The sequence below is a fragment of the Streptomyces sp. NPDC002520 genome (assembly GCF_053595235.1).
In genome coordinates, this window is the sequence record NZ_JBSFXG010000004.1 from 223,879 (window position 1) to 249,543 (window position 25,665).

The window sequence follows — 25,665 nt, forward strand, 5'->3', positions numbered from 1 at the left end:
GCCTCCTGCACGGGGGCCGCGGCGCGGAGGGCGGACGTCCCGGGGGCGCCGAGAGGGGCGCGTGATGCGGCGGCGGGGGTGCGCGGGGCGGTCGGCAGGCGGAGGGTGCGCGGGGCGGTGGCCGGCGGTCGGGCGGGCCGGCGGCGGCCGGTGCCGGTGGCTTCACAGCGGGGGAGGGCCGCGGTCACGAGGCCACCTCCGCCGCGAGCACGTCGGTGTGCCGGGCGCCGTCCGGGCGTGCCTGTGCGGGCAGGGCCGCTTTCGTCAGTGCCTCGGTGCGCAGGATCGCCGCGCGGCGCAGTGCGGCCACTGTCGGGTCGTTCGGGTCGCCGGTCTCGCCCCGGGCCGCGGCCAGGACGTCCTCGACCGTGCTCAGGCCGCCCAGTTCGGCCCGGAGCGGGCGGCCGAGCCGGGTCACCGCGCCGGCCGCGCGGGCGCGTTCCCGGCAGTGGAAGGCCAGTTCACAGGCGGACAGGCACTCCGGCGCGTAGGCCGCCGGGACCGCCTCGACGGCCGCCGTCAGCTCCTCGGCCGGCCGGTCGGGCGCGAAGCAGGTGCCCTCGGGCAGGGTGTCGGCGATCTCCTCGACCCGGGTGAGCCGGGCCAGTTGCCGGGCGGTGACCGCGCGCTGCTTGCGCACGTCGACGGCGGAGGCCGTGGGCAGGTTGGAGAAGTCCTTCGGGCACACCAGCAGCACCCGGTGACGTACTCGCGGGGGCGGATCGAGGCGTGCGGCCACGTCCTCAAGGGCCAGCACGTACACCGCCGCCTGCCGGGCGGCCGCGCCGACCTTCGCGGGGTCCGCCGAACCGTCCAGCATCGGGAACGACTTGATCTCCACGACCGTCCAGCTGCCGTCCGGGTGCACCACCACCGCGTCCGGCTCCAGGAACGCCGACGAGCCGGCCACGTCCAGCGCCAGCATCGGGTGGTCCAGCAGCGTCCAGCCGCCCGCCCGCACGGCCTCGCGCAGCGCCAGCGCCGTACGCGCCGTACGCCCCTCGGGGCCCTGTGCGCTCAGGTCGGGCAGAGCGGCCCCGGCGGGCGGCTCGGCGCCCGGGTCCAGCCGGGCGTGCACCAGCCGCAGCAGCTCCGCGCCGCCGTCGGCCTTCACCTTCGCCTCGAACGCGTTGCCCCGGGTCAGCGCGAACTGGGACTGGCCGAAGCCGGACGGGGTGCCCAGCGCGTTCGCCAGCGCCGCCTTGTCCACCCCCGCGCCGTCCAGGATCGCCCGCCTGCGGCACCCCGGGTTCGCGGCGAGCGCCGCGAGGGCACGTGCGTCGAGGGCCTTGGCCGGTACCTCGGGACCGCGCAGCTCAGCGAGCCGGTGCCGGAGCGTCCTCGCCCGCGTCGCTGGGGGAGGTGTCCGGCTCGGCTGCGGCATCGTGCCGCGACTGGCGCTGCCTGGGAATGTGCTCACCCGCGGAAGTCTGGCATTCGGCACTGACAATCGGGGAGACCGCGCCGTCCGAGCCACCCGTGACCGGGGTGGCGGGAGTGGTCAGGCGGGCCCGCAGCAGGTCCGTCGCCCGCATCACGCGCGGCGCGATCAGCAGCCCGACGCCCATCGCGGCCACACCCGCGACCGCGTCCAGGAAGTAGTGGTTGGCGGTGCCCATGACGACGAGCGCCGTCAGCAGCGGGTAGGCGACGCCGAGGACCTTCGCGGCACGGGTGCCGCCGTGGCGCCACAGCATGACCCCGCACCACAGGGCCCAGCCGACGTGCAGGCTCGGCATCGCCGCGTACTGGTTGGTCATCGCGCCCATGCCGCGCGGGGCGCTGGCCTCGCCGCCCCACCAGCCGTACGAGCTGTACTGGGCCATCGTGTCCACGAAGCCGTGCTCCGGGGAGAGCAGGCGGGGCGGGCAGGTGGGCAGCAGGGTGAAGCCGATCAGACCGATGAAGGTGGACGACATCAGCCAGGTGCGGGCCGCCCGGTAGTGCTCGGCACGGGCCCGGAACAGCCAGACGAGGATGATGGGCGTGACCACGTAGTGCAGTGAGGCGTACCAGAAGTCGGCCGGTATGCCGAGCCAGGGCTCGCGGGTGAACAGGCGGTTGAGGGGGTGCTCGGCGTTGAGGCGGAAGGCCTTCTCGAAGCGGAGGATCGCCAGACCGTGGTCGACGGCGGAGGAAACGTCACCTCGTGCGAGGAGGCGGCCTGCCGTGTAGCAGCCGTAGACCAGCAGGATCAGGGGCAGCTCGGTCCACCAGCGCAGCCGGGTTCGCGGGGTCACCTCGGTGCCCGGTGTCTCGGTCTGCGGCATCCGATCGCCCTCCCCCTTCTGCTGTGCGGTGCGCCCTGGCGGGCGACCGTGACACTTTACGGTGTCCGTGTCCAGCCCGTGCCGGCGCTCCGGCCCTCAAAGACGCCGAGATCGCCCGGCGGGTTGCCCCGGTCCAGGGTGAGCGATGATGGACGGGCGGCGCCTCGTCATTTCCCGGCGATTTCCCGGCGCTCGTCCGACACCCCTCTCCTGGAAGGTCCCTCATGGCACCGCGCATCCTGCTGGCCCGGCACGGACAGACGGAGTGGTCGCTGTCCGGCAAGCACACCGGCAGGACCGACATACCGCTCCTGGAGGAGGGCCGGCGCGGGGCCAAGCTGCTCGGCGAACGCCTGCACCACGCCCCGCTGGACGGGCTGCCCGGGGTGGAGGTGCGGACCAGCCCGCTGGCACGCGCGCGTGAGACGTGCGAACTGGCCGGGTTCGGTGAGCGGGCGGAGTCCTGGGACACGCTCATGGAGTGGGACTACGGCGCCTACGAAGGCATGACCCCCGCCGAGATACAGGCCCTCCGGCCGGGTTGGCTCATCTGGCGCGACGGCGTCCCCGAGGGCGAGACCCTCGCCGAAGTCACCGCCCGCGCGGACGAGGTCGTCACCTGGGCCCGCTCCGCCGACCGCGATGTCCTCGTCTTCGCCCACGGCCACATCCTGCGCTCCATCGGCGCGCGCTGGCTGGGCCTGCCGCTGGACTTCGCCGCCCGGATCCGCCTGAACCCGACCTCCCTGTCCGTCCTGGGCTGGGCCTACGGCGACCCGGCGATCGAATCCTGGAACGACCTGGGCCACCTGACCTGCTGACCGCCGGGCACCACCAACTCCCCAGGGGCGCGGGGCTGTATCGATGTGCGGCTCCGCCGCGTGGGCGCGACAAGCCCCCACGCACCCGCGGCCGAAGAACCGACCCTACCGACCCTCAGCCCCCCCGCTAGGTCCGCGCAGCCCTTGGCAGCGACGCATGACGGTCGAGGAAGTCCGAGACCCCCGACGCCCGCCGGTGCGGCAGCAGTACCCGGGCCGTCCCGGACAGCATCGTCTGGATGCGCGAGGACTGCACCTGCGTCAGGAGTTCGAGAACGACCAGACCGGCGGCCGCCGCCTCGTCGGGGCGGCCGTCGCGCGCGAGGTCGTCGGCGAGTTCCGCGGTGTAGAGCGCGATGTTCCGGGAGAAGTGCGGGTCCTGGAGATGAGCCGCGCGCCCCGCGTGCCGCGACGCACGACGCCAGTCGCCCAGCGTCGACCAGCACTGCGCCTCCAGCCCCTGCAGCTCGGCCTCCCCGTAGAAGCTCATCCACTCGGGATCGGCGTCCGACCGCCCCCGCTCGAAGAGGGTCTGCGCACGGGCCAGCGCCTGCTCGCACCCGGTGCGGTCGGCGAGCCCCGCCCAACCGCCCGCCTCGCGCAGCGCGAGCAGCGACATCAGCCGGGCGGAGCCGAGCGTGTGCCCGACCCGCTGCGCGGCCTGCGCCGCCCGCACCGCTTCCCGCGGCCGGCCCGCATCGCGCGCGAGGAACGCCATGTTGCAGAAGGCATGCGCCTCAAGAGCCGCATCGCCGGTCATACGGGCGGTGGCCAACGCCTCCGCGTAGTGCGAACGGGCGTCGTCGAAACGCCCGGAGTCATGGGCCAGCCAGCCCACGGAGATGGCCAGTTCACCGGCGCCCGAGTGCAACCGCTCGGCGGTCGTCTGCCGAGTCGCGCCCGCGTCCAGAAGCGCGAAGGCGGCGCGCAGCGGCGCCGCCGCGCGCTGGTACAGGCCGTCCGCGCCGTGCCGGTCGTCGAGCAGCCGGATACGGCGCACGGCCTCCTCCAGGGCGGCGGCCTCGGGCGTTCCGGCGCGCCGCGCCGGCCGGGCCGCCGACGCGGCGTCCGTGGTGAGCCTCAGCGGGCCCAGTGTGGCGGCGGCCATCGTGACCCCGCCGCCGGTCATGAATGCGCGACGCAGCACGTCGCTCTCCTCGTGGTTCAGGTGGTCGTTCGTGTGCGGCTCGTCCGAGTCGCACGGGTTCTGTGGGTCGTAGGGGCGGCCCGGTGTGTCACACGGCCCGTCCGCACCCCGCGGTTCACCGACGGCGAGCACCAGGGGCGCGTCCGCGGCTATGCGCGCCCCGCGTCCGCGTACGGACGCGCGCGGCGCGAAGCCGAGATCGGCGAGCGTGCGACCGGGGAACATGTGCAGGAACACCCGCTCGTACGCGTAGTTCGGGCAGCGGATCTCACCCGCCTCGACCCTGCCGACATAACGCGCGTCACAGCTCACCCGCTCGCCGATCTCGCGTGCGGCACGCCGTACCAGCGCGGCGAACTCGGCCGGTGAGCGCCGGCCGCGCAGCTGCCGGAAGGCGAGGTTCGGCCGTGGTGGCCGTTCGGGCTGTGACGCGGTCTCGGTTGACGACGCCATGGCCGGTCCTCTCGTGCGAACCGTCGAACCATGCCGGAACCGGGATGGGTTCGGGGTGAGTTGTCCGTGTGACACTCCGGGTCCGGCGGGCAAGAAGGTACCCGCTGTATCGGACTCGCCACGCACTGTTTAGCTACAAACCGGATATCTCATCCACGATCTGCCATGAACTGCCATCCTTTGCGGCGTACTTGTGCCGTAGCCGTTGACGCGATCGCGCGTTGTAGGTCATGGACTGCAACAGGGCACGTGGTGGAGGCCGGCATGGAGACCAGCCAGAGCAACGATCCTTGTGCCGCGCCGTCGTCGTCGCCGACGACGGGGGACGCGGCATGCGACCTGGTGACGGTGCCGGCCCGGCAGGGCCTGGAGGCCGTCGACATCCTGCGCCGCGGAGCCCGGGAGGCGGTGGGGCCCGTGCTGCACGACGACGGTGGCGGCACCCTCGGCTTCCTCGTCCCGGCCGGCACCGCCGCCTGCTGGGACGTCCCGGGCAGCACCTGCACGGAGACCGAAGGGCGGGGGCTGCGACTGAATCCGCAGCCGCCGGTGGAGGGCTTGGACTGGCTCCTGCCGCCCGGCGACGCCGACCTCGCCACCGACCCGGCGGTGCTGCGCCGGGCCCTCGGGGAGGCGGCCCGGCTGATCGAGGCCGCCGACAGCTGCAGCTGAGCCGGCCCGCGGCCGTCGTACGGCGGGTGTCCGCGCCACCTGCGAGAATGGACCGATGGGCAGGTCCAGGAACAACCGGCGCAGGTCGGCCACCGCCGAAGCCGTGGAGGAAACGGTCGACGGCGGGCTCGCGCAGCTCATACCCGACCCGGACCGCTCCCGGGCCTGGACGCTCCTGATCGACGGCGCGCCCCAGTCGCACGTCGACCTGGACGACCCGGCGTACCTCTCCTTCGAGTACCAGCGCCGCATCGGCCATGTCCTCGACCTCGCCGCCCCGCCCGGGAAGCCGGTCCAGGCCGTGCACCTCGGCGGTGGCGCGCTCACCCTGGCCCGGTACGTCGCCGCCACCCGACCCCGCTCCACCCAGCAGGTCGTCGAGCGCGACGCGGCCCTCGTCCAACTCGTCCGCCGCGCGCTTCCGTTGGACCCGAACGCCCGGATACGGGTGCGTTCGGCCGACGCCCGGGACGGGCTGGCCAAGGTGCCGGACGGCTGGGCCGACCTGGTCGTCGCCGATGTCTTCAGCGGTGCCCGGACCCCCGCCCACCTCACCTCCACCGAGTTCCTGGACGAGGTGCGCCGGGCCCTCGGGCCCGGCGGGGTCTACGTCGCCAACCTCGCCGACGGGCCGCCGCTCGCCCATCTGCGCGGTCAGATCGCCACCGCGGCCGCCCGTTTCGCCGAACTCGCCCTGATCGCCGACGCGGCCGTCCTGCGCGGCAAGCGCTTCGGCAACGCCATCCTGGTCGCCTCCGACGGCCCGCTGCCGCTCGCCGAACTCACCCGCCGCGCCGCCTCCGACCCGCACCCCGGCCGGGTCGAACACGGCAGGGCGCTCACCGACTTCACCGGCGGCGCCGCCCCCGTCACCGACAGGGCCGCGGTGGCCTCCCCGGCCCCACCGCCCTCGGTGTTCCGCTGAGCCGCCGCCCCGGGAAGCCCGCCGGTCCCGGTGGACGTCCGGTCAGTACGTGTTGACCTCCACGTGCGGTGGTCCGTCGTGCCAGGCGCAGAACACCGAGACCCGGTCCGTGTCCCTGGCGAACTCGATCCGGATCCACGTCTGCGTCTTCCACACCTGCATCGACCAGCCGGGCCCCGGAGCCGCCGAGACGAGGGTCGCGTCGGCGGAGCCCAGGTCGAAGACCGCCCGGCCACCGGCGGTGTCGTAGGACTTGATCCGGCCGGAGGCGGTGGCGGAAGCGGTGGGGGAAGCGGTGGGGGACCCGGTGGCGGGCCGGGAGGGGGTGCGGGACGGGGCCGGAGACGACGGGCTCGTCGCCGACGGACTCTTCGGCGACGGGGACGGGGACGGGCGCGTGGCCGGCGGCGCCGACGCCTTCTCTCCCTGCGGGGTCGTGTCCTGCGCGGCGACCGGCAGCGCGCGCGGCGGGTCGTACACCGTGTGCGTCATCACCGTGTGCACACCCCACCACGACAGCGTGACCGCCGCTCCCGTCGAGAGCAGCCACGCCAGTACGTGTACGAGTCCTCTGCGCATCGCGGGCCATACTGCCTCAGGGGCAACGCCGTGCGCACCTGCCCTGAGTTGTCCACAGGCACGGAAGCGGTGTTCCGCGCATGGCGTACGGTGCGGCGCATGGCAAGTGTGCTCGTGGTCGAGGACGACCAGTTCGTACGCTCGGCGCTCATCCGGCATCTGACCGACGCCTCGCACACCGTGCGCAGCGTCGGTACGGCACTGGAGGCGCTGCGCGAGGTCGCCCACATCCGCTTCGACGTGGTCATCCTGGACCTCGGACTGCCGGACCTGGACGGCTCCGAGGCCCTGAAGATGCTGCGCGGCATCACCGACGTGCCCGTCATCATCGCCACCGCCCGCGACGACGAGACGGAGATCGTCCGGCTGCTCAACGCCGGGGCGGACGACTACCTGACCAAGCCGTTCTCGGTCGAGCACCTGTCCGCCCGCATCGCGGCGGTCCTGCGCCGGACCCGCTCCGCCGGACCGGAGGCCCCGCCGTCCCCCGTGCTCCGCGTCGGCGGTCTGAGCGTCGACCCGCTGCGCCGCCAGGCCGAGCTGGACGGGGCCCGCCTGGACCTGACCCGCCGCGAGTTCGACCTGCTCGCCTTCCTCGCCGGCCGCCCCGGTGTCGTCGTCCCGCGCAGGGAACTGCTCGCCGAGGTCTGGCAGCAGTCCTACGGCGACGACCAGACCATCGACGTCCACCTGTCCTGGCTGCGCCGCAAACTGGGGGAGACCGCGGCCCGGCCTCGCTATCTGCACACCCTCCGAGGGGTCGGCGTGAAGCTGGAGCCACCCGCGATCGCCGACGGGGGAGGGGAGCCGGTGCGATGAGATGGGCCCTGGTCAAAGTCTGCCTGGCGGTCACCACGATGGTCGTGGTCGCCTTCGCCGTCCCGCTCGGCCTGGTCGTCAAGGAGATGGCCCGCGACCGCGCCTTCTCGAACGCCGAGCGGGAGGCCGCCGCCGTCGCCCCCGCCCTGTCCATCACCACCGACCGGGACGAGCTGGAGCGGGTGGTGGCCTCCGCCGGCGCGAACTCCGGGATGGCCGTGCACCTGCCCGCCGACGGCGGCCGGGCCGCGCTCGACCTCGGCCGGCCCCGCGCCGCCCACCGCGACATCGAGGCCGTCCGCCGTCTGGGGCGCGCCTCCACCACCTCGGTCGCCGGCGGCTTCACGCTGCTCCAGCCGGTCGCCCTCGGCTCCGGGGCGATCGCGGTGGTCGAGGTGTACGTGCCCGAATCCGAGGTGAGCAACGGTGTCGGCACGGCCTGGGCGGTCCTGGCCGCCGTCGGTCTCGCGCTGGTCGTCGGCTCGGTGGCGGTCGCCGACCGGCTCGGAGTGCGCATGGTGCGGCCGGCGCAGAGGCTGGTGGAGGGGGCGCACGAGCTGGGCGAGGGCAAGCTGGGCGCCCGGGTCCCCGAGGACGGTCCGACCGAACTCCGACTGGCCGCCGTCGCCTTCAACTCCATGGCCGACCAGGTCGTCCAACTCCTCGCGAACGAACGGGAACTGGCCGCCGATCTGTCGCACCGGCTGCGCACCCCGCTCACCGTGCTCCGGCTCAACGCGGCCTCGCTCGGCGCCGGACCCGCCGCCGAGCAGACCCGGACCGCCGTCGCCCAGTTGGAGCGGGAGGTCGACACCATCATCCGCACGGCCCGGGAGGCCAAGCCGCAGACCGCCGCGGCCGGCCCCGGCGCCGGGTGCGACGCGGCCGAAGTGGTCCGCGAACGCATGGAGTTCTGGTCGGCGCTCGCCGAGGACGAGGGCCGCAAGTGGCGGGTGGCCGGGGTCGGGCGCCCGGTGCGCGTACCCGTGGCCCGTGCCGACCTGGCCGCATCACTGGACGCGCTGCTCGGCAACGTGTTCCGGCACACCGCCGAGGGCACCGCCTTCGCGGTCGACGTGCACAACGGCGAGGACGCGGTGATCGTACTGGTCTCCGACGCGGGCCCCGGTATACCCGACCCCGACGCGGCGATGGCCCGCGGCCGCGGCTCGGGCAGCGCGGGCTCGACCGGCCTCGGCCTGGACATCGTGCGCCGGCTCGCCGAGTCCACCGGCGGAGACGTCCGCATCGGCTCCTCGGTGCTGGGCGGCGCCGAGGTGCGGATCTGGTTCCAGCTGGACGTCCGAAGCCCCGAGAGCCGGGGACACCGGGGAAGGGTACGCAGACGCCGGCACACAGCCGCCGCCCGCTGGGGGCAACCCGGCCGCCCCGCCCGGCCCCGCTGACCGGCCCCGGCCACCGGCCCCGGCCACCGGCCCCGGCCTCGTCGACCGCCAGCCCCCTGGCCCCGCTGACCGCTGACCGCTGACCCCGGCCCGCCCCGGCCCGGCCCGGCCCGGCCCCGAGTCTCCCGGAACCGCCCCATTGGTCTCTACCTTTAACCGTCCCCGATCCCTTCCTTAAGCGCACCCTAAGGTCTCCAACGGCCGTCCCTATAAAGCCGTTTGTCCGATTCCGGATCGCTAGCGTGCTGCCGCACCCCCACCCCCCGCAAGCAGTGAAGGCAGGCAGGCGCATGAGCACGCACCGGCGCAGGTTCAGTGGCAGGAACAAGGCGATCGGCGGCCTGGTGGCCGCGGCCGTGGTCGGCGGCGGCGCGGCCCTGCTGACCGGCACCGCGCACGCCGCCGGTGTCGGCGCCGCCTACACGAAGACCAGCGACTGGTCGACGGGGTACACCGCGCAGTACGTCGTCACGAACAACAGCGGCCAGACGGAGAAGACCTGGACGCTGGAGTTCGACCTGCCCGCCGGTGCCAAGCTCAGCTCGCTGTGGAACGGCGAGTCGAACGTGAGCGGTCAGCACGTCACCGTGAAGCCCGCCTCGTGGGACGCGGGGGGCCTCGCGGCGGGCAAGTCGGTCACCGTCGGCTTCGTCGTCAACGGCAGCGGAGACCCCACCGCCTGCCGTATCGACGGCGCGCACTGAGCCACTCTCATCAACGGGGAGCGCCCCGGCCGGACATCCCCCCACCTCCGGCCGGGGCGCGTGGCGTTGCCACCTCGTGGGCCGCCCGCGCGGGCTGACCTCCCCCGACTACGCGACCGGCGGCAGCGCCCCCGACCGGGCCGCCTCGGCGTACCACCGCGCGCTCGACTTCGGCGTCCGCTCCAGCGTCCCGTAGTCCACGTACACCGCGCCGAACCGCTTCCCGTAGCCGTGGGCCCACTCGAAGTTGTCCATGAGGGACCAGAGGTAGTAGCCACGCACGTCGGCGCCGTCGGCGATGGCCCGGTGCACCTCCGACAGGTGGCTGTGCAGATAGGCGATGCGCTCGGGGTCGTGGACGCGGCCGTCGGCGTCGGGCTTGTCGTCGTAGGCGGCGCCGTTCTCCGTCACGTACAGCGGCAGGCCCCGTGCCTCGCGCGCATAGCGCATGAGCAGGTCGTACAGGCCTGTCGGATCGATCGTCCAGCCCATCTCCGTACGGTCGCCCGGGGTCTGGTGGAAGAGGACGTCGTCGGCGCCGGGCCAGGGGGAGTGGGCGCTGGCGCCGTGGCCGTCCGCCCGGGGGCCCCCGACCGCGTCGGACGCGGCCGAGACCAGCGCCGGGGTGTAGTAGTTCAGGCCCAGCGAGTCCAGCGGGGCGTTGATCGTGCGCTCGTCGCCGCCCAGGACGTACGACCAGTCGGTCACCGAGCGCGTCGCCTCGAACAGGGACGCCGGGTACGCCCCGTGCAGCATCGGGCCGTGGAAGATCCCGTTGGCCAGGTCGTCGATGCGGCGGGCCGCCGCCAGGTCGGCGGGGTCCTGGGAAAGGGGCCGTACCACCGCCGAGTTGAGGCTGACCGCGATCTGGTTGCGGGACGGCATCGCGGCGCGCAGGGCCGAAGCGCCCAGACCGTGCGCCAGGTTGAGGTGGTGGGCGGCCCTGAGTGCGGCCGCCGGGTCGGTACGGCCGGGCGCGTGCACCCCGGAGCCGTAGCCCAGGAAGGCGCTGCACCAGGGCTCGTTGAGGGTGATCCACTGCTCCACCCGGTCGCCCAGCGCCTCGCCGACCAGCTGCGCGTACTCCGCGAAACGGAACGCCGTGTCACGCTCCGGCCACCCGCCCGCGTCCTCCAGTTCCTGCGGCAGATCCCAGTGGTAGAGGGTGACGGCCGGTTTGATGCCGCGCGCGAGCAGCTCGTCGACGAGGCGACGGTAGAAGTCCAGGCCCACCTGGACCGCCGGGCCCCGGCCCGTCGGCTGCACTCGGGGCCAGGAGACGGAGAAGCGGTACGCGGTGAGGCCCAGCTCCGCCATCAGCGCCACGTCGTCGCGGTAGCGGTGGTAGTGGTCGACCGCGACGTCGCCCGTGTCACCGCCGGCCGTCCTGCCCGGCGTATGGCTGTACGTGTCCCAGATCGAGGGGGTGCGGCCGTCCTCCCGCACCGCCCCCTCGATCTGGTACGCGGACGTCGCGGAGCCCCAGAGGAAGGCGGGCGGGAAGGCCACGGGCGAGGGGGAAGGAAAAGAGGAGACGGAGTCAGGCATGGAAGCGCTCCCAGGAAGGGTCGTAAGAGCCGGACGGGCCGGACGGGCCGGAAGGCGGCCGACGGACGAGCAGGGACACGGGCGGACCGGGACTCGGGCGGACCGGGACACGGACGGGTGGCGGCGAGGGGTCGGGACCGCGGTGCCCGGCCCCCGCGGGACACAGGACGGTCAGCCCTTGATCGCGCCCTGCATGATCCCGCCCACGATCTGCTTGCCGAACAGCACGAAGGCGATCAGCAGCGGCAGCGTGCCGAGCAGCGCGCCCGCCATGATCACCGCCTGGTCCGGGACGTAACCGGTGCCGAGCGAGTTCAGGGCCACCTGCACGGTCGGGTTCTGCTGGTTCAGGGCGATGATCGGCCACAGGAAGTCGTTCCAGGCGAACACGAACGTGAGCAGGCCGAGCACCGCCATGGCCGGACGCGCGGCCGGGAAGACCACGTGCCAGACGATCCGCAGGCTGCTCGCTCCGTCCACCCGGGCCGCCTCGATCAGTTCGGCCGGCAGCGCCTGCATCAGGTACTGCCGCATGAAGAACGTACCGAAGGCGGTGACGAGACTCGGCAGGACCACCGTCTGCAGCTGGTTCGACCAGCCGAGGTCCGCCATCCACAAGTACAGCGGTACGACGGCCAGTTGTGGCGGGATCATCATCGTGCCGACGGTGAGCAGCAACAGCAGGCCGGAGAAGCGGAACCGCAGTTTGGCGAAGGCGAATCCGGCCAGCGTGGCGAACAGCACCGTGCTCACGGTGATCGTGCCCGCCACGATCACCGAGTTGAGCATCGCGGTGCCCAGCCCCGCCTGGTCCCAGGCGCTCTGCAGGTTCTTGAAAAGGTTGCCGCCGAACCACAGTGGCGGCGGCGTCTCGGCCAGGCGCCGGTCGGTGCGGGAGGCGGCGATCGCCGTCCACACCAGCGGGGCGAGGGAGACGAGGGCGAAGACGGTCAGGACGACGTAGGTCACCGGGCCCGCGTGCAGCTGCCTGCCCGCGCCCGTCCCCCTGCGCCGCTTCACCGTCGGCTCCGCTTTCCGCGCGGGCAGCGTCACTTCACCGGTCGTCATTGGGACTTCCTCAGCCGTCGGGTGAGCAGCAGATTGACCGCGGCGACGATCAGCAGGATCAGGAACATCGACCAGGCGATAGCGGACGCCTTGCCGAGGTTGCCGATGATCCAGCCCTGGTCGTACATGTACAGACCGAGTGTCTGGTACTGGTGCTCGGAACCGCCCTTGGACCCGCTGACCCCACCGAACAGCAGTGGTTCGCCGAAGAGTTGCGTCGCGCCGATCGTGGAGACGACGACCGTGAACAGGATCGTGGGCCGCAGCTGCGGGACCGTCACATGCCGGAACTGCTGCCAGCGGTTCGCGCCGTCGATCGCCGCCGACTCGTAGAGGTCGGTCGGGATGGCCTGCATGGCGGCGAGGTAGATCAGCGCGTTGTAGCCGGTCCACCGCCAGATCACGATCGACGACACCGCGAAGCGTGAACCCCAGTCGGACTCCCGCCAGTTGACCGGATCCACCCCGAGGAAGTGCAGGATCCAGTTGACCATGCCGCCGTCCCACGAATACAACAGCGTGAAGACCAGGGTCGCCGCGGCCACCGAGGTGGCGTAGGGGGTCAGCATCACCACGCGCCACACGGTAGAGCTGCGCAGCCTGTAGTTCAGCAGGTGCGCGAGACCGAGCGCGGCCAACAGCTGGGGCACGGTCGAGATGACGCCGATGGTCAGCGTGTTCCGCAGCGCGTTCCAGAAGAAGTCCGAGGTCCACAGGTTCTTGTAGTTGTCCAGGCCCGCCCAGCTCTGGTGGTCCAGCGCGGACAGCTGCACATGGTGCAGCGAGTACCAGGCGGTGTAGAGCAGCGGGACGAGTGTGAACGCCGCGAACAGGACGAAGAACGGGGACACGAACGCGTACGGCGACGCCTTCATGTCCCAGCGGTACAGCCGGCTGCGCCAGGAGTCGGCGCCCGCCGGCGCACCGCGACCGTGACCGCCCCGGGCCGCGCCCGGCGGGCTGCCGGGCGCGGCGTCGGCGCTCTTCGCGAGGTGCGCGAGAGCCTGCTTGGGGCTGGTCACTGGCCGAGCACGTCCTTGATCTCCTTGGACGCCGCGTCCCAGCCCTCGGAGGGCGACTTGCCCTTCTGCTCGACCTGGAGGATGCCGATGTCGCTGATCGCGCTGTCGATCGGCTTGTCCTTGGGGCCGAGGGGCTGCGCGGGGATGGTCTTCGCCGCATCGGAGAAGATCTGGGTGAGCGGTGCGCCGGAGAAGTACGCCGTGGTGTCGGCCTGCGGCTTCAGGCTCGCGTACGCCGACGGGGTGGACGGGAAGCTGGCCTGCTTGGCGAAGACCTTGGCCTGCTGCTCGGGCGCGGTCAGCCACTTCGCCAGCGCGACGGCCTCCTTCCGGTGCTTGGTCGCGGTCGGCACGCCGAGGAAGGAGCCGCCCCAGTTGGACGCCGCCGGCGCCGCCGCCACGTCCCACTTGCCCTTGCCGGAGTCGCCCGACTTCTGCTCGATGTAGCCGATCATCCAGGCCGGGCAGGCGATGCTGGCGAAGGTGCCGTTGGCGAAGCCCTGGTCCCAGGTCGGGTCGAACTGCTTCAGCTTCGCCGACATGGTGCTGGTGGCGACGGCCATGGCGGCGTCCCAGGCGTTCTTCACGCCTTCGGACTTGTCCCAGACGACGTTGCCGTCCTTGTCGTAGTACCGCTCGCTCGCGCCGCCCACCGCCGCGTTGTAGACGGAGGAGGCCGAGTCCACGAACTTGGTGCCCTTCGGCGCCTTCCGCATGTACTGCTTGCCCAGGTCGACGTACTTGGACCAGTCGCCCTTCCACATCCGGGCGAGCTCGGTGCGGTCGGTCGGCAGTCCCGCCTTCTGGAACAGATCCCTGCGGTAGCAGATGGCCATCGGCCCGGTGTCGGTCCCGAGCCCGATGAGCTTGCCGTCCTTGGTGGTGGCCTGGGCGTTCTTCCAGTCCAGCCACTGGGACTTGTCGACGTCCTTGCCGAGGTCCACGAACTTGTCGGCCTGGGTCTGCACGGCCTCGGTGACGTTGCCGATCTCGATGGCCTCGATGTCGTCGGTGCCGGACCCGGCCTGCAGCCGCGTGAGCACCTTCGGCCAGTACACGTCTGTCCGTGTGGTGACGTTCTCCTTGATGCTGATGTCCGGATGCAACTTCATGTACTCGTCGTAGAGGCCGGCCTGCTTGTAGCCGAAGACACCGAAGGTACCGATGGTCAGAGTGGTCTTCCCCTTGCCGCCTCCGTCCGAGGTGACCGACGAGCCGTCGTCCGAGTCCTTGGCGCAGCCGGCCAGCAGCCCCGTGGTCAGCGCGGCGACGGCCACGAGGGCCCCCAGCCTGTGGGACCGGCGGATGCTCGTACGCATTGCGTCCTCCTGTTGCCTGACGTGCCGACCCCCCGGCCAACTGCATGGTTGGGCCCGTTCGTACTCGCTGCGGCTCGGGCGGGGAACGTGCGGGTTGTGTAGGTGTCAGGTAGCGTGGGAGCGCTCCCACGTGTGATGGGTTGAAGAGTCGTCGGTCCCGGGCGGGGTGTCAAGGGAGCGGACGGGGCGGGCGGCCGCGTGTTATCGGGCCGTTAGCGAACGCCGGTCGGCGGCGCGCGCCCCCTTGCTCGGGCGGTCGGACGGCCCGGGGGCGGGCGGCCCCGGCCGGCGGCACTGTTACATTCCAGGCCGACCGGATACGCGGCGGAGAAAGGCGGAGCCCATGGCAGGCCACGGAGCGCGGGGCCGGAGCGCGGGGCGGCCCACGCTCGAGGAGGTTGCCGCCCGGGCGGGAGTCGGCCGGGGCACGGTCTCGCGGGTGATCAACGGCTCGCCCCGGGTCAGTGACGCGACCCGCGCCGCGGTCGAGGCGGCCGTCGCGGAACTCGGCTACGTCCCCAACACCGCGGCCCGCGCCCTCGCGGCCAACCGCACCGACGCCATCGCCCTCGTCGTCCCCGAGCCGGAGACCCGGTTCTTCGCGGAGCCCTACTTCTCGGACATGCTGCGCGGTGTCGGAGCCGAACTGTCCGACACGGAGATGCAGTTGCTGCTGATCTTCGCGGGCAGCGACCGGGAGCGGCAGCGCCTCGCCCAGTACCTGGCGGCCCACCGGGTCGACGGCGTGCTCCTGGTCTCCGTCCATGCCGACGATCCGCTGCCCGACCTGCTGGCCCAGCTGGAGATCCCGGCCGTGATCAGCGGCCCCCGGTCGGCCGGGGAGACGCTCACCTCGGTGGACTCCGACAACTACGGCGGTGCCCGCTCGGCCGTCGCGCACCTGCTCGCCGGCGGCCGGCGCCGCATCGCGCACATCACTGGCCGCCTCGACGTCTACGGCGCCCAGCGCCGCGTCGACGGCTACCGCGACGCCCTGCGAGAGGCGGGTCTGGAGGGGGACGAACGCCTCGTCGAACCGGGTGACTTCAGCGAGGAGGGAGGCCGGCGCGCGATGACCGCGCTGCTGGAGCGGTGCCCCGACCTGGACGCGGTCTTCGCCGGCTCCGACGTCACGGCGGCGGGCGCCCGGCAGGTGCTGCGCGAGGCGGGCCGCCGTATCCCGCAGGACGTGGCCCTGGTCGGGTACGACGACTCGGCCATAGCCCGCCACATGGACCCGCCGCTGACCAGCGTCCGCCAGCCCATCGAGGAGATGGGCCGCGCGATGATCGACCTGCTGCTCACGGAGATCGCCGACCGCCGTCCGGCGGCTTCCCGGTGGCCGGCGCCGCGGCACGTGGTGCTGCCCACGGAGCTGGTGGCACGGGCGTCGGCGTGATGCGGCCGTCGTCATGAGTCGGGTGCCGGTGTCGGGCGGGCCGGACCGCGTGACGCGGCCGGCGGCGAGGCCGGAAAACGAATCAGCCGGTGACCCGTCTTTCGACGAAGTCACCGGCTGATCACTCAGGGTGAGTGACGGGACTTGAACCCGCGACATCCTGGACCACAACCAGGTGCTCTGCCAGCTGAGCTACACCCACCACGACCGGCGGTGGAACGTGTGGTTTCCCCGACCGGCCGAGAAGAAGTCTACAGGGTCCCAAGGGGTGCTCGCGCACGTGTTTTCGTTCGGGTGTCCGAGCGCGCCCCGCGGGTGTCCGCCGGGCGCGCGACGCGGCTCCTGCCGCTACGGCGCGGGCAGGACGTACTTGGCGGCGATCGCCTTGGCGGTGTCGCTGTCCGGGCCCGGCTGCGGCACGAAGACGGCCTCGCGGTAGTAGCGCAGCTCGGCGATCGACTCGCGGATGTCGGCGAGGGCCCGGTGGTTGCCGTTCTTCTCCGGGCTGTTGAAGTAGGCGCGCGGGTACCAGCGGCGGGCCAGCTCCTTGATCGAGGACACGTCGACGATCCGGTAGTGGAGGTACTCCTCCAGGGTCGGCATGTCCCGCAGCAGGAAGCCGCGGTCGGTGCCGACGGAGTTGCCGCACAGCGGGGCCTTGCCGGGCTCCTTCACGTGCTCGCGGATGTAGGCGAGGACCCGCTCCTCGGCGTCGGCGAGCGTGGTGCCGCCGGCCAGCTCGTCCAGCAGCCCGGACGCGGTGTGCATCTGACGCACCACCTCGGGCATCGTCTCCAGCGCGGAGTCCGGTGGACGGATCACGATGTCCACCCCCTCGCCGAGTACGTTCAGCTCGGAGTCGGTGACGAGGGCGGCCACCTCGATGAGAGCGTCGTCGGACAGCGAGAGGCCGGTCATCTCGCAGTCGATCCACACCATGCGATCGTTCATGCGACCTACCCTAAAGCGGGCCTGTGCATTTCGGATGCCCCCTGTCGCCCTGGGACCCGCCGAAGCCGGGACGCACCCCGGACGGGCCGAACCGAAGGAACCGGAAAAGCCGGAAAAGAGGGGGCGGACCCGGTGTCCGCCCCCTCTTTTCTCACGCCCCGCTTCTCGCGCCTCTCAAGCCTCGCTCAGCTGCCGCTGCGTGGCGCCGGGAGCAGGCTCACCGCGCCCGCGGCCTGGCGGCGGCTCATGTGCATCGGCACGCCGCTCTCCCGGTCCGGGTGCATCATGGCCGGCACCGGGCCCATCGGCCCGTGGCCGGACGGGGCGGCGGACGGTGCGCCCGCCGGGCCGTGCTGGGAGGACGCGACCTCCTGCTCACCCGGTTTGTCACCCTGCGGCCGACGGGCGCGGTAGGCGGCCCGGTAGGCGGCGGGGGACGAGCCGAGCTGGCGGCGGAAGTGCCCGCGCAGCGCCACCGGCGAACGGAAGCCGCAGCGGCCCGCGACCTCGTCCACGGAGTAGTCCGAGGTCTCCAGCAGCCGCTGCGCCTGCAGCACCCGCTGGGTGATCAGCCACTGCAGCGGCGCGCTGCCGGTGAGCGAGCGGAATCGGCGGTCGAAGGTACGGCGGCTCATGTAGGCGCGTGCCGCCAGTGTCTCCACGTCGAACTGCTCGTGGAGGTGTTCCAGCGCCCAGGCGACGACCTCGGCGAGCGGGTCGGCGCCGATCTCCTCCGGTAAAGACCGGTCGAGGTAGCGCTCCTGACCGCCGCTGCGGCGCGGCGGGACCACCAGGCGGCGGGCCAGCGCGCCGGCCGCCTCGTTGCCGTGGTCCGTCCGCACGATGTGCAGGCACAGGTCGATCCCCGCGGCCGTACCGGCCGAGGTCAGGACGTCGCCGTCGTCGACGAACAGTTCGCGCGGATCGACGTGGACCGACGGGTAGCGCTTGGCCAGTGTCGGTGCGTACATCCAGTGCGTGGTCGCCGGGCGGCCGTCCAGCAGGCCCGCCGCCGCGAGCACGAAGGCCCCGGTGCACAGCCCGACGATGCGGGCGCCCTCCTCGTGCGCTCTGCGCAGCGCGTCGAGCGCGTCCTCCGGTGGCGGCGAGGTGATCGAGCGCCAGGCCGGCACGACGACCGTGCCCGCGCGGGAGATCGCCTCCAGGCCGTGTGGTGCGGTGAGTTCCAGGCCTCCCGTGGTCCGCAGCGGACCGTCCTCGCCGGCGCACACCAGCAGTCGGTAGCGCGGTACCCCGGCGTCCTGGCGATCGATGCCGAACACCGACAGCGGTATGGAACTCTCGAAGATGGGGCCGCCGCTGAACAGCAGCACCGCGACGATCTCCTTGCGGCGTCGCCCGGCGAGTTTCCGGGCCGCGGTCTCCGGCGCGGCAGTGGAGTCGTGGCTCATCCTGCTAAGCCCCCCTCGGTGGTCGCGGCGCCCCTAACTGATCGGGTCTGTCGCTCCTGCACGTTTCCCCTCGGTCCTGCACGAGTCCCCCGCCGTAAAGAAAGTCAAGATCGAATCTACTGGCTTCCGCGGTCTGCCGATGGCCAGTTCCGCACGCCGTGGATTGTCGACATGACAACTTGGCGTGAAGCATTCGATCACGAAGGGTTGCACTCACGGGCCGTGTGCGGAAGTGCGCCTTGTGGCGGTGGCCGAACCGCATAGGGTGCGTGAGGTCGTCCAGACCCTGTCCGTGCAGGTGGAACGGGGGATGGGGGGTGCTTCGGACCCCTCCACGGCGATATCAGGAAGTTGGCCGAAAAGAAGCGTTCGGAGGTGCGGAAACCGGTCAGTCGACCGGTGTCCGTCCCTGGGTGTGATGTCCACCTCCTCTTTGCGCGGCGAAACGCTCCGAACGGCGCAGCAGGAAGCGGCACGCGACGGTGACGGCGGCGAGACCGAGCGCGGTTGCGGCGGCACAGGCCGGCGAGGTGCCGTACCAGAGGAGGACCGCGGGGACGAGGACGCAACTGAAGACCGCCCAGCGGATCACGTCACTCGTGGTGTCCGGGGCGGGCCGCGGGTCGGAGGTGGATCGGGGTCCGGGCATCACGTGCTCCCTGGGGCGGCGGTCGTCATGATCAACGCGTGTCGGATCGGTCGGTCACTGGCCGTGGCTTGGCGGATCGTGTGCAAACCGCCTGTACGGGGCAGCAACCATTGCGTTACGGGCGCCGCTCGTGCATGCTCCGGGGAACCCCCGGGGACACCCTCGGGAACCGATCACGGAGAGTGTGCGAGATCTGGGCTCAAGGAGGCGTGCAGCCGTACCCTTGGGGGTATGGGGTTGGGAAGACGTTTCCCGGACACACACCTCCGTCGCACGACATCACCCCCCTCTCATAAAGGATCACGACGCCGAGACAGCCATGGCCGGTCACGAATTCTTCGAACACGCGGACCGCAAGCGGCCGGTCGCCGAACCCACGGCGGCAGAGCCCCTGGCGGCGGAAGAGACACGCCCCTCCTGCGATCCAGCCTTCCGGCACGGGGTGGTGGTCGGCTTCGACGGCTCCACCTCCAGCGAGCGAGCCCTCGCCTACGCGATCGGGATGGCCCACCGCTCCAGCTCCGGTCTGATCATCGTCCATGTGGCCAACCGGCTGCCCACCACCGTGTGGGCCGGCTGTGAGCCGCCCGTCTTCGTCGACGTGCCGGACCACCGCACCGAGGTGCTCGGCCTCGAGCTGGCGTGCGCGGACTATCTGTCCGAGGTGCCGTGGATCCTCGTCGAGCGCGGCGGTGACATCTGCCACGAGCTCGAGGAGGTCGGGCGGGAGTACGAGGCCGACGCGATCGTGGTCGGCTCGACGCACGGGATCGTCGGCCGGATCTTCGGCTCCGTGGCCGGACGGCTCGCCAAGCGGGCCAAGCGGCCCGTGATCGTCATCCCCTGAGTTCACCGGCGACTCAGAGCGTTTCCACCCCGCGTCAATTTCCTTTGTGCAGACCGAAACTACTCGCGCGTCAGAGGTGTTTGTGCCCTTGTGAAGGGCATATATCGGTCACCGCGCAACTGAACAGCACGAAGGGAGCCCGCCGTGGACAGTGACGTCTCTGCGGGAAGCGGAAGCACGACAGTCGTAGGCCGACTCGCCCTGGGAATCACCCTGTTGGCGTTCGGACTCGGTACGACCGGTGTGATCGACGGCGTCGCGGCATCCGACGCCATGTCAGTGGCCCACTATGTGGGCGGAGTTGCCCTGTTCCTGATCGGCCTGCTGGCCTTCCGGGGCGGCGACAGCGCCTCCGGCACGGGCTTCACGGTCCTCGGCGCCCTGTGGTTCACCTGGGCCGTCGCGGACCACGGATCGGCCGACGCGGCCGGTCTCTTCCTGCTTCTGTTCGCCCTCGTGGCCCTCACGCTGACCCTGGCCGGCGGGGACACCCTGGGCCAGGCCATGCACGGCCTGCTGTTCCTGGCCATGGTGGTGCTCGCCGTCGCGAGCTTCGCCGACAGCTCGTCCCTCGCGAAGGTCGGCGGCTGGGTCGCCGCGGTCTCCGGCGCGGTGGCGTGGTACGCGGCCACGGCCGCGGTGGCGCACTGGCCGACGGCGATGCCTCGGCGTGCTGCGGGCCGGGGGGTGACGGCCGCCGGCTGAAACGTGCAGCACATGGCGGATCCCCGCGTGGCAGGTGGCCCACGTGGGGATCCGCCCCCTTTTGCGCCTGAACCGGCGCCGCTCTCGCGGACGTGGTTGCTCGCCGCGGGGGTTGCTCAATTGTCGCTTCGGCCCTCGTGGGGATTTCTCACTCCACCGTCACCGACTTCGCCAGGTTCCTCGGCTTGTCGATGTCGCGGCCCAGGGCCTTGGCCGTGTGGTAGGCGAGGAGCTGGAGGGGGATGCCCATCAGGATCGGGTCCAGTTCGTCCTCGTTCTTCGGGACGACGATCGTCTGGTCGGCCTTCTCCTGGTGCTGGTGGGCCACGGCGAGGATCTTGCCGCTGCGGGCCTTGATCTCCTCCAGGGCGGCGCGGTTCTTCTCCAGGAGGTCGTCGTCGGGGACGATCGCGACCGTGGGGAGGGCGGGCTCGATCAGGGCCAGCGGGCCGTGCTTCAGCTCGGAGGCGGGGTAGGCCTCGGCGTGGATGTAGGAGACCTCCTTGAGCTTCAGGGAGGCCTCGCGGGCGACCGGGTAGCCCCGGACGCGGCCGATGAAGAGCATCGAGCGGGCGGCGGCGTACTGCTCGGCGAGCTCCTTGACCTCCTCCTCCTGCTTGAGGATCTCGGAGATCTGCTCGGGCAGCCTGCGCAGGCCCTCGATGATCCGCTTGCCGTCGCGCACCGAGAGGTCGCGGGTGCGGCCGAGGTGCAGGGCGAGCAGGGCGAAGGCCACCGTGGTGTTGGTGAAGCACTTGGTGGAGACCACGCAGACCTCCGGGCCCGCGTGCACGTAGATGCCGCCGTCCGCCTCGCGGGCGATCGCCGAGCCGACCACGTTGACGACGCCGAGGACGCGGGCGCCCTTGCGCTTCAGCTCCTGGACGGCGGCGAGGACGTCGTACGTCTCACCGGACTGGGAGACCGCGACGTACAGGGTGTCGGGGTCGACGACCGCGTTGCGGTAGCGGAACTCGGAGGCGGGCTCGGCGTCGGCGGGGATGCGGGCCAGCTCCTCGATCATCTGGGCGCCGATCATGCCCGCGTGATACGAGGTGCCGCAGCCGAGGATCTTCACGCGGCGGATCTTGCGCGCCTCGCGGGCGTCCAGGTTCAGGCCGCCCAGGTGCACGGTGGAGAAGCGGTCGTCGATGCGGCCGCGCAGCACGCGGTCCACGGCGTCGGCCTGCTCGTGGATCTCCTTGTGCATGTAGGTGTCGTGGCCGCCCATGTCGTACGAGGCGGCCTCCCACTCCACGGTGGTCGGCTCGGCCGTCGTGCGCGTGCCCTCGGTGGTGTAGGTGCGGAAGTCGTCGGCCTTGAGGGTGGCCATCTCGCCGTCGTCCAGCGTGACTATCTGCCGGGTGTGGGCGACCAGCGCGGCGATGTCCGAGGCGACGAACATCTCCTTCTCGCCGATGCCGAGCACGACCGGGGAGCCGTTGCGGGCCGCCACGATGCGGTCGGGGAAGTCGGCGTGCATGACCGCGATGCCGTAGGTGCCCTCGATCAGGCGCAGGGTCTCGCGGACCCTGTCCTCCAGCTTCTCGGCCTCCGAGCGGGCGATCAGGTGGACGAGGACCTCGGTGTCGGTCTCGGAGAGGAACTCGACGCCGTCCGCCTCCAGCTTGCGGCGCAGGTCGGCGGCGTTGTCGATGATGCCGTTGTGCACGACGGCGACCTTCTGGTCGGCCGACATGTGCGGGTGGGCGTTCACGTCGGACGGGGCGCCGTGGGTGGCCCAGCGCGTGTGGGCGATGCCGGTGGTGCCCTTGAAGCGCGCCGGGACCTTCGCCTCCAGGTCGCGCACCCGGCCCTTGGCCTTGACCATCTTCAGGCCGGCCGACTTCGGGGAGGAGACGACGATGCCCGCGGAGTCGTAGCCGCGGTACTCCAGCCGCTGCAGGCCCTCCAGCAGCAGCGGGGCCACGTCACGCTTACCGATGTATCCGACAATTCCGCACATATGCAGGTATCTCTCAGCCTGGCGTCTCAGCCGTAGACCATGCGGCGCAGCTGCCTGAGCGTCAGCTCCGGCGGCGCCACCGCCCGGTATTTCAGGTCCGCCTCGATCCGTTCGAAGATCTCCGTGTTCTGCAGGCCCTGGGTCTGCAGTTCCCGGTGGCGGCGACGGACGTAGTCCTGGATCGTCTCGTCGAAGAAGGCGAGCACGTCCTGGATCACCCGCAGGGCCTCGCCCCGGTTCAGGGGCGTGGACCGCGTCAGGTGATCGACAAGTTCCTCGTGCACCCGGTAGATCCTGGAGTACCGGCGAGAGTTTCGCAAGAATTGTGCCCGATTCCGGGCAGGGGGCCGAGGAATGTCTTGTGGTCCGCTGTTCGCAGGACGGCCATCCTGTGTCTTGCGCCGCGTCGCCCGAACAGGCGAGTTTCAGGCGTCATGGACATTCCTCGTATGGGAGTACCCGACAAGCTGGCCGAGCGCATGAGCATGGCCGAGCAGCATGAGTATCTGCGCTCCAGGTTCTCGCGGCGCAACATGATCAGAGGCGGCGCCGTCACGCTGGGCGCCGTCGCGGGCGGCGCGTTCGTGCCGGGCGCCACCGCCCAGGCCGCCGTCCCCACGCCGCGCACCGTTCCGGCCGCCGAGAAGGTCGACGGCGCCCTCGTCGCCCCCTTCGGCCGGCACCTCGCCTACGGCAACGACCCGCGCACCGAGATGACCGTCTCCTGGCAGGTCCCGGTCGCGGTGAACAAGCCCTTCATCCGGATCGGCGCCCAGCCCTGGGACCTCTCGCGCAAGATCGAGGCCGAGGTCCGCACCCTGTACACGCCGGCCGGCGTCGGCGCGAGCGGCGACCACACGCAGTACTACCTGCACGTCAGGCTCACCCACCTGCGTCCGGGCCGGACCTACTACTACGGCGTCGGCCACCAGGGCTTCGACCCGGCCCAGCCGCATCTCGCCGGCACCGTGGGCACCTTCACCACCGCCCCCGCCCACAAGGCGCCGTTCACCTTCACCGCCTTCGGCGACCAGGGCGTCAGCTACCACGCCCTGGCCAACGACAGCCTGATCCTCGGCCAGAACCCGTCCTTCCACCTGCACGCCGGTGACATCGCCTACGGCGACCCGGCCGGCCAGGGCAAGAGCACGGACACCGGCTTCGACTCGCGTACCTGGGACCAGTTCCTGTACCAGACCGAGTCGGTCGCCAAGCAGGTCCCGTGGATGGTCTCGTACGGCAACCACGACATGGAGGCCTGGTACTCGCCCAACGGCTACGGCGGCGAGGAGGCCCGCTGGACCCTCCCGGACAACGGCCCGGACCCGAAGAACCTGCCGGGCGTCTACTCCTTCGTCCACGGCAACACCGCGATCATCTCGCTGGACCCCAACGACGTCTCCTTCGAGATCCCGGCGAACCTGGGTATCTCCGGCGGAACGCAGACGACGTGGTTCGAGGGCCAGCTGAAGAAGTTCCGCGCCTCGAAGGACGTCGACTTCATCGTCGTGTTCTTCCACCACTGCGCGTACTGCACCTCCACCGCGCACGCCTCGGAGGGGGGCGTGCGCCAGGAGTGGGTGCCGCTGTTCGACAAGTACACGGTGGACCTGGTCATCAACGGCCACAACCACCAGTACGAGCGCACGGACGTCATCAAGGGCAACGAGGTCACCAAGAAGCTGCCGATCGGCGGCACGGCCTACCCCGAGACCGAGGGCGTGGTCTACGTCACGGCGGGCGCGGCGGGCCGCAGCCTCTACGCCTTCACCGCCCCGGACTCCTACGAGGGCCACGAGCACGAGGTCGACTCCGTGTCCTCGTTCATCTGCCTCAAGGACGGCGCCCGGCAGCCCGAGACCGTCGCCTGGTCCCGGGTGCGCTACCTCAACTACTCCTTCCTGCGCGTGGACGTCACCCCCGCGCCGAAGGGCCGGCAGACCACCCTGACGGTGTCAGGCATCGCCGAGACCGGTGACCGCATCGACCACTTCACGGTGTCCCGCACGGCGAAGTGAGCCAGGGCGCGGCGGTCCTCGCACACGGCTGAGGACCGCCCGCTACATACGGCTGAGGACCGCCCGCTTGGCCAGCGTGAACTCCTCGTCGGTCAGCACGCCCGAGCGGTGCAGCTCGCCCAGCTCCCGCAGCCGCCGAAGCAGCGCGTCGTGGTCGTCCTCGGCGGCGGGCGCCCCGGTGGGCGCCTCGGCCTGGCGGGGTACGAGGGCCTCGACGGGGGCGGGTGCCCCGGCCGGTGCGAGGGCTCCGGCGGCCGGCGCCGAGGGATGCGGCAGCCGTACCTGTACGGCCGCCGCGACCAGCGCCATCAGCGGGTCCTTCCTGAAGCCCCACAACTCGACGGCGTTCGGGTCGAACTTGGGCGGCGCGGTGACGGGCGCGCCGCGCACGGTGAAGCGCAGGTGCCCGTTCTCCAGCCCGGCCGCCGGCTGCCACCGCACGGCGGTGATCTCCGCGAGGGGGATCGTCCGGGGCCCGGTGGCGGCCTTGGCGTCCTCCGTCTTCCAGTTCCACTCCAGCCGCACCCGCTCCCCGTCGAAGGCCGCCGTGCCGTCCCCGGCCGCCGCGGACACCGGCAGGGGCGGCCCCGGCAGCCGGTACCCGGTGACCGGCCCCGAGGGGACGCCCTCCAGCAGCAGGGCGGTACGGACCTCCTCCGCCACGTACTCGGCCACGCCGTACCGGTCGCTGTCCACGGTCAGCCGATAGGGGTCGTCGGACTCGGCGAGCCGGCCGGCGGTGGCCCGCAGCAGGGGGTCGGCGCCGTCGCGCAGCCGCAGCCGCAAGCGGCCGGACCTCCTCCCCTGTTCGAAGGAGACGCCCGCCAACGCGTCCAGCGGAACCTCGAGTTCACCCAGGGCACGGCGTATCGGGCTCACGTTCCTGTCGCGTCCCGGCGTCAGCCGCAGACGGTCCCCGACGAAGGCCCACGTGCCGTCCTTCTGGATGATTTCCGCCATGCGGG

Annotated in this window: 23 protein-coding genes, 1 tRNA gene and 1 pseudogene; 10 read left to right on the forward strand and 15 right to left on the reverse strand. The window is 71.8% G+C overall.

Annotated features, from left to right (window positions below; all coding sequences use genetic code 11):
- Nucleotides 1-184: 184 nt before the first annotated feature.
- Nucleotides 185-1,384 carry a hypothetical protein gene (locus tag ACWD5D_RS09175; protein ID WP_451372315.1) on the reverse strand — a complete coding sequence of 400 codons (1,200 nt, stop codon included), beginning with the start codon at nt 1,382-1,384 and terminating at the stop codon, nt 185-187.
- A complete protein-coding gene (locus ACWD5D_RS09180; RefSeq protein ID WP_451372149.1) occupies nt 1,317-2,270 on the reverse strand; it encodes a phosphatase PAP2 family protein in 954 nt (317 codons plus the stop codon). Before ACWD5D_RS09180 ends, ACWD5D_RS09175 begins: the two co-directional genes overlap by 68 nt.
- Before the next feature lie 224 nt (nt 2,271-2,494).
- Between ACWD5D_RS09180 and ACWD5D_RS09185 the strand changes: the two genes are divergently transcribed.
- The gene (locus ACWD5D_RS09185; protein ID WP_451372150.1) at nt 2,495-3,091 is read left to right on the forward strand and encodes a histidine phosphatase family protein; all 597 of its coding nucleotides are present in this window, start codon (nt 2,495-2,497) and stop codon (nt 3,089-3,091) included.
- A 127-nt stretch (nt 3,092-3,218) separates the two neighbouring features.
- Here the strand turns inward: ACWD5D_RS09185 and ACWD5D_RS09190 are convergent, their stop codons facing one another.
- Complete coding sequence (locus tag ACWD5D_RS09190; RefSeq protein WP_451372151.1) at nt 3,219-4,691, reverse strand: hypothetical protein; 1,473 nt, start codon at nt 4,689-4,691, stop codon at nt 3,219-3,221.
- 264 nt (nt 4,692-4,955) lie between these two features.
- Here ACWD5D_RS09190 and ACWD5D_RS09195 point away from each other — a divergent pair, with 264 nt between their 5' ends.
- Nucleotides 4,956-5,363, forward strand: coding sequence for a hypothetical protein (locus tag ACWD5D_RS09195; protein ID WP_451372152.1), 408 nt, complete (start codon nt 4,956-4,958; stop codon nt 5,361-5,363).
- Between the two features lie 55 nt (nt 5,364-5,418).
- Complete coding sequence (locus tag ACWD5D_RS09200) at nt 5,419-6,288, forward strand: spermidine synthase (RefSeq protein ID WP_451372153.1); 870 nt, start codon at nt 5,419-5,421, stop codon at nt 6,286-6,288.
- A 42-nt stretch (nt 6,289-6,330) separates the two neighbouring features.
- Here ACWD5D_RS09200 and ACWD5D_RS09205 read toward each other — a convergent pair whose 3' ends face one another.
- Entirely contained in the window at nt 6,331-6,867 is a 537-nt protein-coding gene (locus ACWD5D_RS09205) for a hypothetical protein (RefSeq protein WP_451372154.1), read from the reverse strand.
- A 99-nt stretch (nt 6,868-6,966) separates the two neighbouring features.
- Between ACWD5D_RS09205 and ACWD5D_RS09210 the strand changes: the two genes are divergently transcribed.
- From ACWD5D_RS09210 to ACWD5D_RS09220, 3 genes and pseudogenes are all read left to right on the forward strand, one after another.
- Complete coding sequence (locus ACWD5D_RS09210; protein WP_451372155.1) at nt 6,967-7,686, forward strand: response regulator transcription factor; 720 nt, start codon at nt 6,967-6,969, stop codon at nt 7,684-7,686.
- The gene (locus tag ACWD5D_RS09215; RefSeq protein WP_451372156.1) at nt 7,683-9,092 is read left to right on the forward strand and encodes a sensor histidine kinase; all 1,410 of its coding nucleotides are present in this window, start codon (nt 7,683-7,685) and stop codon (nt 9,090-9,092) included. Before ACWD5D_RS09210 ends, ACWD5D_RS09215 begins: the two co-directional genes overlap by 4 nt.
- Nucleotides 9,093-9,382: 290 nt before the next feature.
- Nucleotides 9,383-9,787: pseudogene (locus ACWD5D_RS09220) on the forward strand (cellulose binding domain-containing protein); the annotation flags it as partial.
- Between the two features lie 117 nt (nt 9,788-9,904).
- Here the strand turns inward: ACWD5D_RS09220 and ACWD5D_RS09225 are convergent.
- The 4 genes from ACWD5D_RS09225 to ACWD5D_RS09240 form a co-directional block, all read right to left on the reverse strand.
- Entirely contained in the window at nt 9,905-11,344 is a 1,440-nt protein-coding gene (locus ACWD5D_RS09225) for a GH1 family beta-glucosidase (protein WP_451372157.1), read from the reverse strand.
- Nucleotides 11,345-11,515: 171 nt separating this feature from the next.
- On the reverse strand, nt 11,516-12,412 hold the full coding sequence (locus ACWD5D_RS09230) for a carbohydrate ABC transporter permease (RefSeq protein ID WP_451372158.1): 897 nt from the start codon (nt 12,410-12,412) through the stop codon (nt 11,516-11,518).
- Entirely contained in the window at nt 12,409-13,434 is a 1,026-nt protein-coding gene (locus ACWD5D_RS09235) for a carbohydrate ABC transporter permease (protein ID WP_451372159.1), read from the reverse strand. The genes ACWD5D_RS09230 and ACWD5D_RS09235 overlap by 4 nt, the downstream gene beginning before the upstream one ends.
- Nucleotides 13,431-14,753: an ABC transporter substrate-binding protein gene (locus ACWD5D_RS09240; protein WP_451372160.1), complete on the reverse strand. Its 1,323-nt coding sequence runs from the start codon at nt 14,751-14,753 to the stop codon at nt 13,431-13,433. The genes ACWD5D_RS09235 and ACWD5D_RS09240 overlap by 4 nt, the downstream gene beginning before the upstream one ends.
- Before the next feature lie 343 nt (nt 14,754-15,096).
- Here ACWD5D_RS09240 and ACWD5D_RS09245 point away from each other — a divergent pair, with 343 nt between their 5' ends.
- Entirely contained in the window at nt 15,097-16,152 is a 1,056-nt protein-coding gene (locus tag ACWD5D_RS09245; protein ID WP_451372161.1) for a LacI family DNA-binding transcriptional regulator, read from the forward strand.
- Nucleotides 16,153-16,281: 129 nt separating this feature from the next.
- Here ACWD5D_RS09245 and ACWD5D_RS09250 read toward each other — a convergent pair.
- From ACWD5D_RS09250 to ACWD5D_RS09265, 4 genes are all read right to left on the reverse strand, one after another.
- Nucleotides 16,282-16,354, reverse strand: a tRNA-His gene (locus tag ACWD5D_RS09250).
- A 146-nt stretch (nt 16,355-16,500) separates the two neighbouring features.
- Entirely contained in the window at nt 16,501-17,103 is a 603-nt protein-coding gene (orn, locus tag ACWD5D_RS09255) for an oligoribonuclease (RefSeq protein WP_451372162.1), read from the reverse strand.
- Nucleotides 17,104-17,288: 185 nt separating this feature from the next.
- Nucleotides 17,289-18,515 (reverse strand): helix-turn-helix domain-containing protein, encoded by a 1,227-nt coding sequence (locus tag ACWD5D_RS09260; protein WP_451372163.1) that lies wholly within the window; start codon nt 18,513-18,515, stop codon nt 17,289-17,291.
- Between the two features lie 388 nt (nt 18,516-18,903).
- On the reverse strand, nt 18,904-19,164 hold the full coding sequence (locus tag ACWD5D_RS09265; protein WP_451372164.1) for a hypothetical protein: 261 nt from the start codon (nt 19,162-19,164) through the stop codon (nt 18,904-18,906).
- Between the two features lie 319 nt (nt 19,165-19,483).
- Here ACWD5D_RS09265 and ACWD5D_RS09270 point away from each other — a divergent pair, with 319 nt between their 5' ends.
- Nucleotides 19,484-20,011: a universal stress protein gene (locus tag ACWD5D_RS09270; protein ID WP_451372165.1), complete on the forward strand. Its 528-nt coding sequence runs from the start codon at nt 19,484-19,486 to the stop codon at nt 20,009-20,011.
- Between the two features lie 144 nt (nt 20,012-20,155).
- Nucleotides 20,156-20,716, forward strand: coding sequence for a hypothetical protein (locus ACWD5D_RS09275; RefSeq protein ID WP_451372166.1), 561 nt, complete (start codon nt 20,156-20,158; stop codon nt 20,714-20,716).
- Nucleotides 20,717-20,864: 148 nt separating this feature from the next.
- Here ACWD5D_RS09275 and glmS read toward each other — a convergent pair whose 3' ends face one another.
- Both glmS and ACWD5D_RS09285 read right to left on the reverse strand, forming a co-directional pair.
- Nucleotides 20,865-22,682 carry a glutamine--fructose-6-phosphate transaminase (isomerizing) gene (gene glmS, locus ACWD5D_RS09280; protein ID WP_451372167.1) on the reverse strand — a complete coding sequence of 606 codons (1,818 nt, stop codon included), beginning with the start codon at nt 22,680-22,682 and terminating at the stop codon, nt 20,865-20,867.
- A 26-nt stretch (nt 22,683-22,708) separates the two neighbouring features.
- Nucleotides 22,709-22,966: a hypothetical protein gene (locus ACWD5D_RS09285; protein ID WP_451372168.1), complete on the reverse strand. Its 258-nt coding sequence runs from the start codon at nt 22,964-22,966 to the stop codon at nt 22,709-22,711.
- A 165-nt stretch (nt 22,967-23,131) separates the two neighbouring features.
- Between ACWD5D_RS09285 and ACWD5D_RS09290 the strand changes: the two genes are divergently transcribed.
- A complete protein-coding gene (locus tag ACWD5D_RS09290) occupies nt 23,132-24,700 on the forward strand; it encodes a fibronectin type III domain-containing protein (RefSeq protein WP_451372169.1) in 1,569 nt (522 codons plus the stop codon).
- 42 nt (nt 24,701-24,742) lie between these two features.
- Here the strand turns inward: ACWD5D_RS09290 and ACWD5D_RS09295 are convergent, their stop codons facing one another.
- Nucleotides 24,743-25,660: a DUF4429 domain-containing protein gene (locus ACWD5D_RS09295; protein ID WP_451372170.1), complete on the reverse strand. Its 918-nt coding sequence runs from the start codon at nt 25,658-25,660 to the stop codon at nt 24,743-24,745.
- Nucleotides 25,661-25,665 lie beyond the last annotated feature (5 nt).

Bases quoted from the DNA above. Each gene is read 5' to 3' on its own strand.
- ACWD5D_RS09175 (WP_451372315.1), bottom strand. From the start codon at position 1,384: ATGCCGCAGCCGAGCCGGACACCTCCCCCAGCGACGCGGGCGAGGACG.
- ACWD5D_RS09180 (WP_451372149.1), bottom strand. From the start codon at position 2,270: ATGCCGCAGACCGAGACACCGGGCACCGAGGTGACCCCGCGAACCCGG.
- ACWD5D_RS09185 (WP_451372150.1), top strand. From the start codon at position 2,495: ATGGCACCGCGCATCCTGCTGGCCCGGCACGGACAGACGGAGTGGTCG.
- ACWD5D_RS09190 (WP_451372151.1), bottom strand. From the start codon at position 4,691: ATGGCGTCGTCAACCGAGACCGCGTCACAGCCCGAACGGCCACCACGG.
- ACWD5D_RS09195 (WP_451372152.1), top strand. From the start codon at position 4,956: ATGGAGACCAGCCAGAGCAACGATCCTTGTGCCGCGCCGTCGTCGTCG.
- ACWD5D_RS09200 (WP_451372153.1), top strand. From the start codon at position 5,419: ATGGGCAGGTCCAGGAACAACCGGCGCAGGTCGGCCACCGCCGAAGCC.
- ACWD5D_RS09205 (WP_451372154.1), bottom strand. From the start codon at position 6,867: ATGCGCAGAGGACTCGTACACGTACTGGCGTGGCTGCTCTCGACGGGA.
- ACWD5D_RS09210 (WP_451372155.1), top strand. From the start codon at position 6,967: ATGGCAAGTGTGCTCGTGGTCGAGGACGACCAGTTCGTACGCTCGGCG.
- ACWD5D_RS09215 (WP_451372156.1), top strand. From the start codon at position 7,683: ATGAGATGGGCCCTGGTCAAAGTCTGCCTGGCGGTCACCACGATGGTC.
- ACWD5D_RS09225 (WP_451372157.1), bottom strand. From the start codon at position 11,344: ATGCCTGACTCCGTCTCCTCTTTTCCTTCCCCCTCGCCCGTGGCCTTC.
- ACWD5D_RS09230 (WP_451372158.1), bottom strand. From the start codon at position 12,412: ATGACGACCGGTGAAGTGACGCTGCCCGCGCGGAAAGCGGAGCCGACG.
- ACWD5D_RS09240 (WP_451372160.1), bottom strand. From the start codon at position 14,753: ATGCGTACGAGCATCCGCCGGTCCCACAGGCTGGGGGCCCTCGTGGCC.
- ACWD5D_RS09245 (WP_451372161.1), top strand. From the start codon at position 15,097: ATGGCAGGCCACGGAGCGCGGGGCCGGAGCGCGGGGCGGCCCACGCTC.
- orn (WP_451372162.1), bottom strand. From the start codon at position 17,103: ATGAACGATCGCATGGTGTGGATCGACTGCGAGATGACCGGCCTCTCG.
- ACWD5D_RS09260 (WP_451372163.1), bottom strand. From the start codon at position 18,515: ATGAGCCACGACTCCACTGCCGCGCCGGAGACCGCGGCCCGGAAACTC.
- ACWD5D_RS09265 (WP_451372164.1), bottom strand. From the start codon at position 19,164: ATGCCCGGACCCCGATCCACCTCCGACCCGCGGCCCGCCCCGGACACC.
- ACWD5D_RS09270 (WP_451372165.1), top strand. From the start codon at position 19,484: ATGGCCGGTCACGAATTCTTCGAACACGCGGACCGCAAGCGGCCGGTC.
- glmS (WP_451372167.1), bottom strand. From the start codon at position 22,682: ATGTGCGGAATTGTCGGATACATCGGTAAGCGTGACGTGGCCCCGCTG.
- ACWD5D_RS09290 (WP_451372169.1), top strand. From the start codon at position 23,132: ATGGGAGTACCCGACAAGCTGGCCGAGCGCATGAGCATGGCCGAGCAG.
- ACWD5D_RS09295 (WP_451372170.1), bottom strand. From the start codon at position 25,660: ATGGCGGAAATCATCCAGAAGGACGGCACGTGGGCCTTCGTCGGGGAC.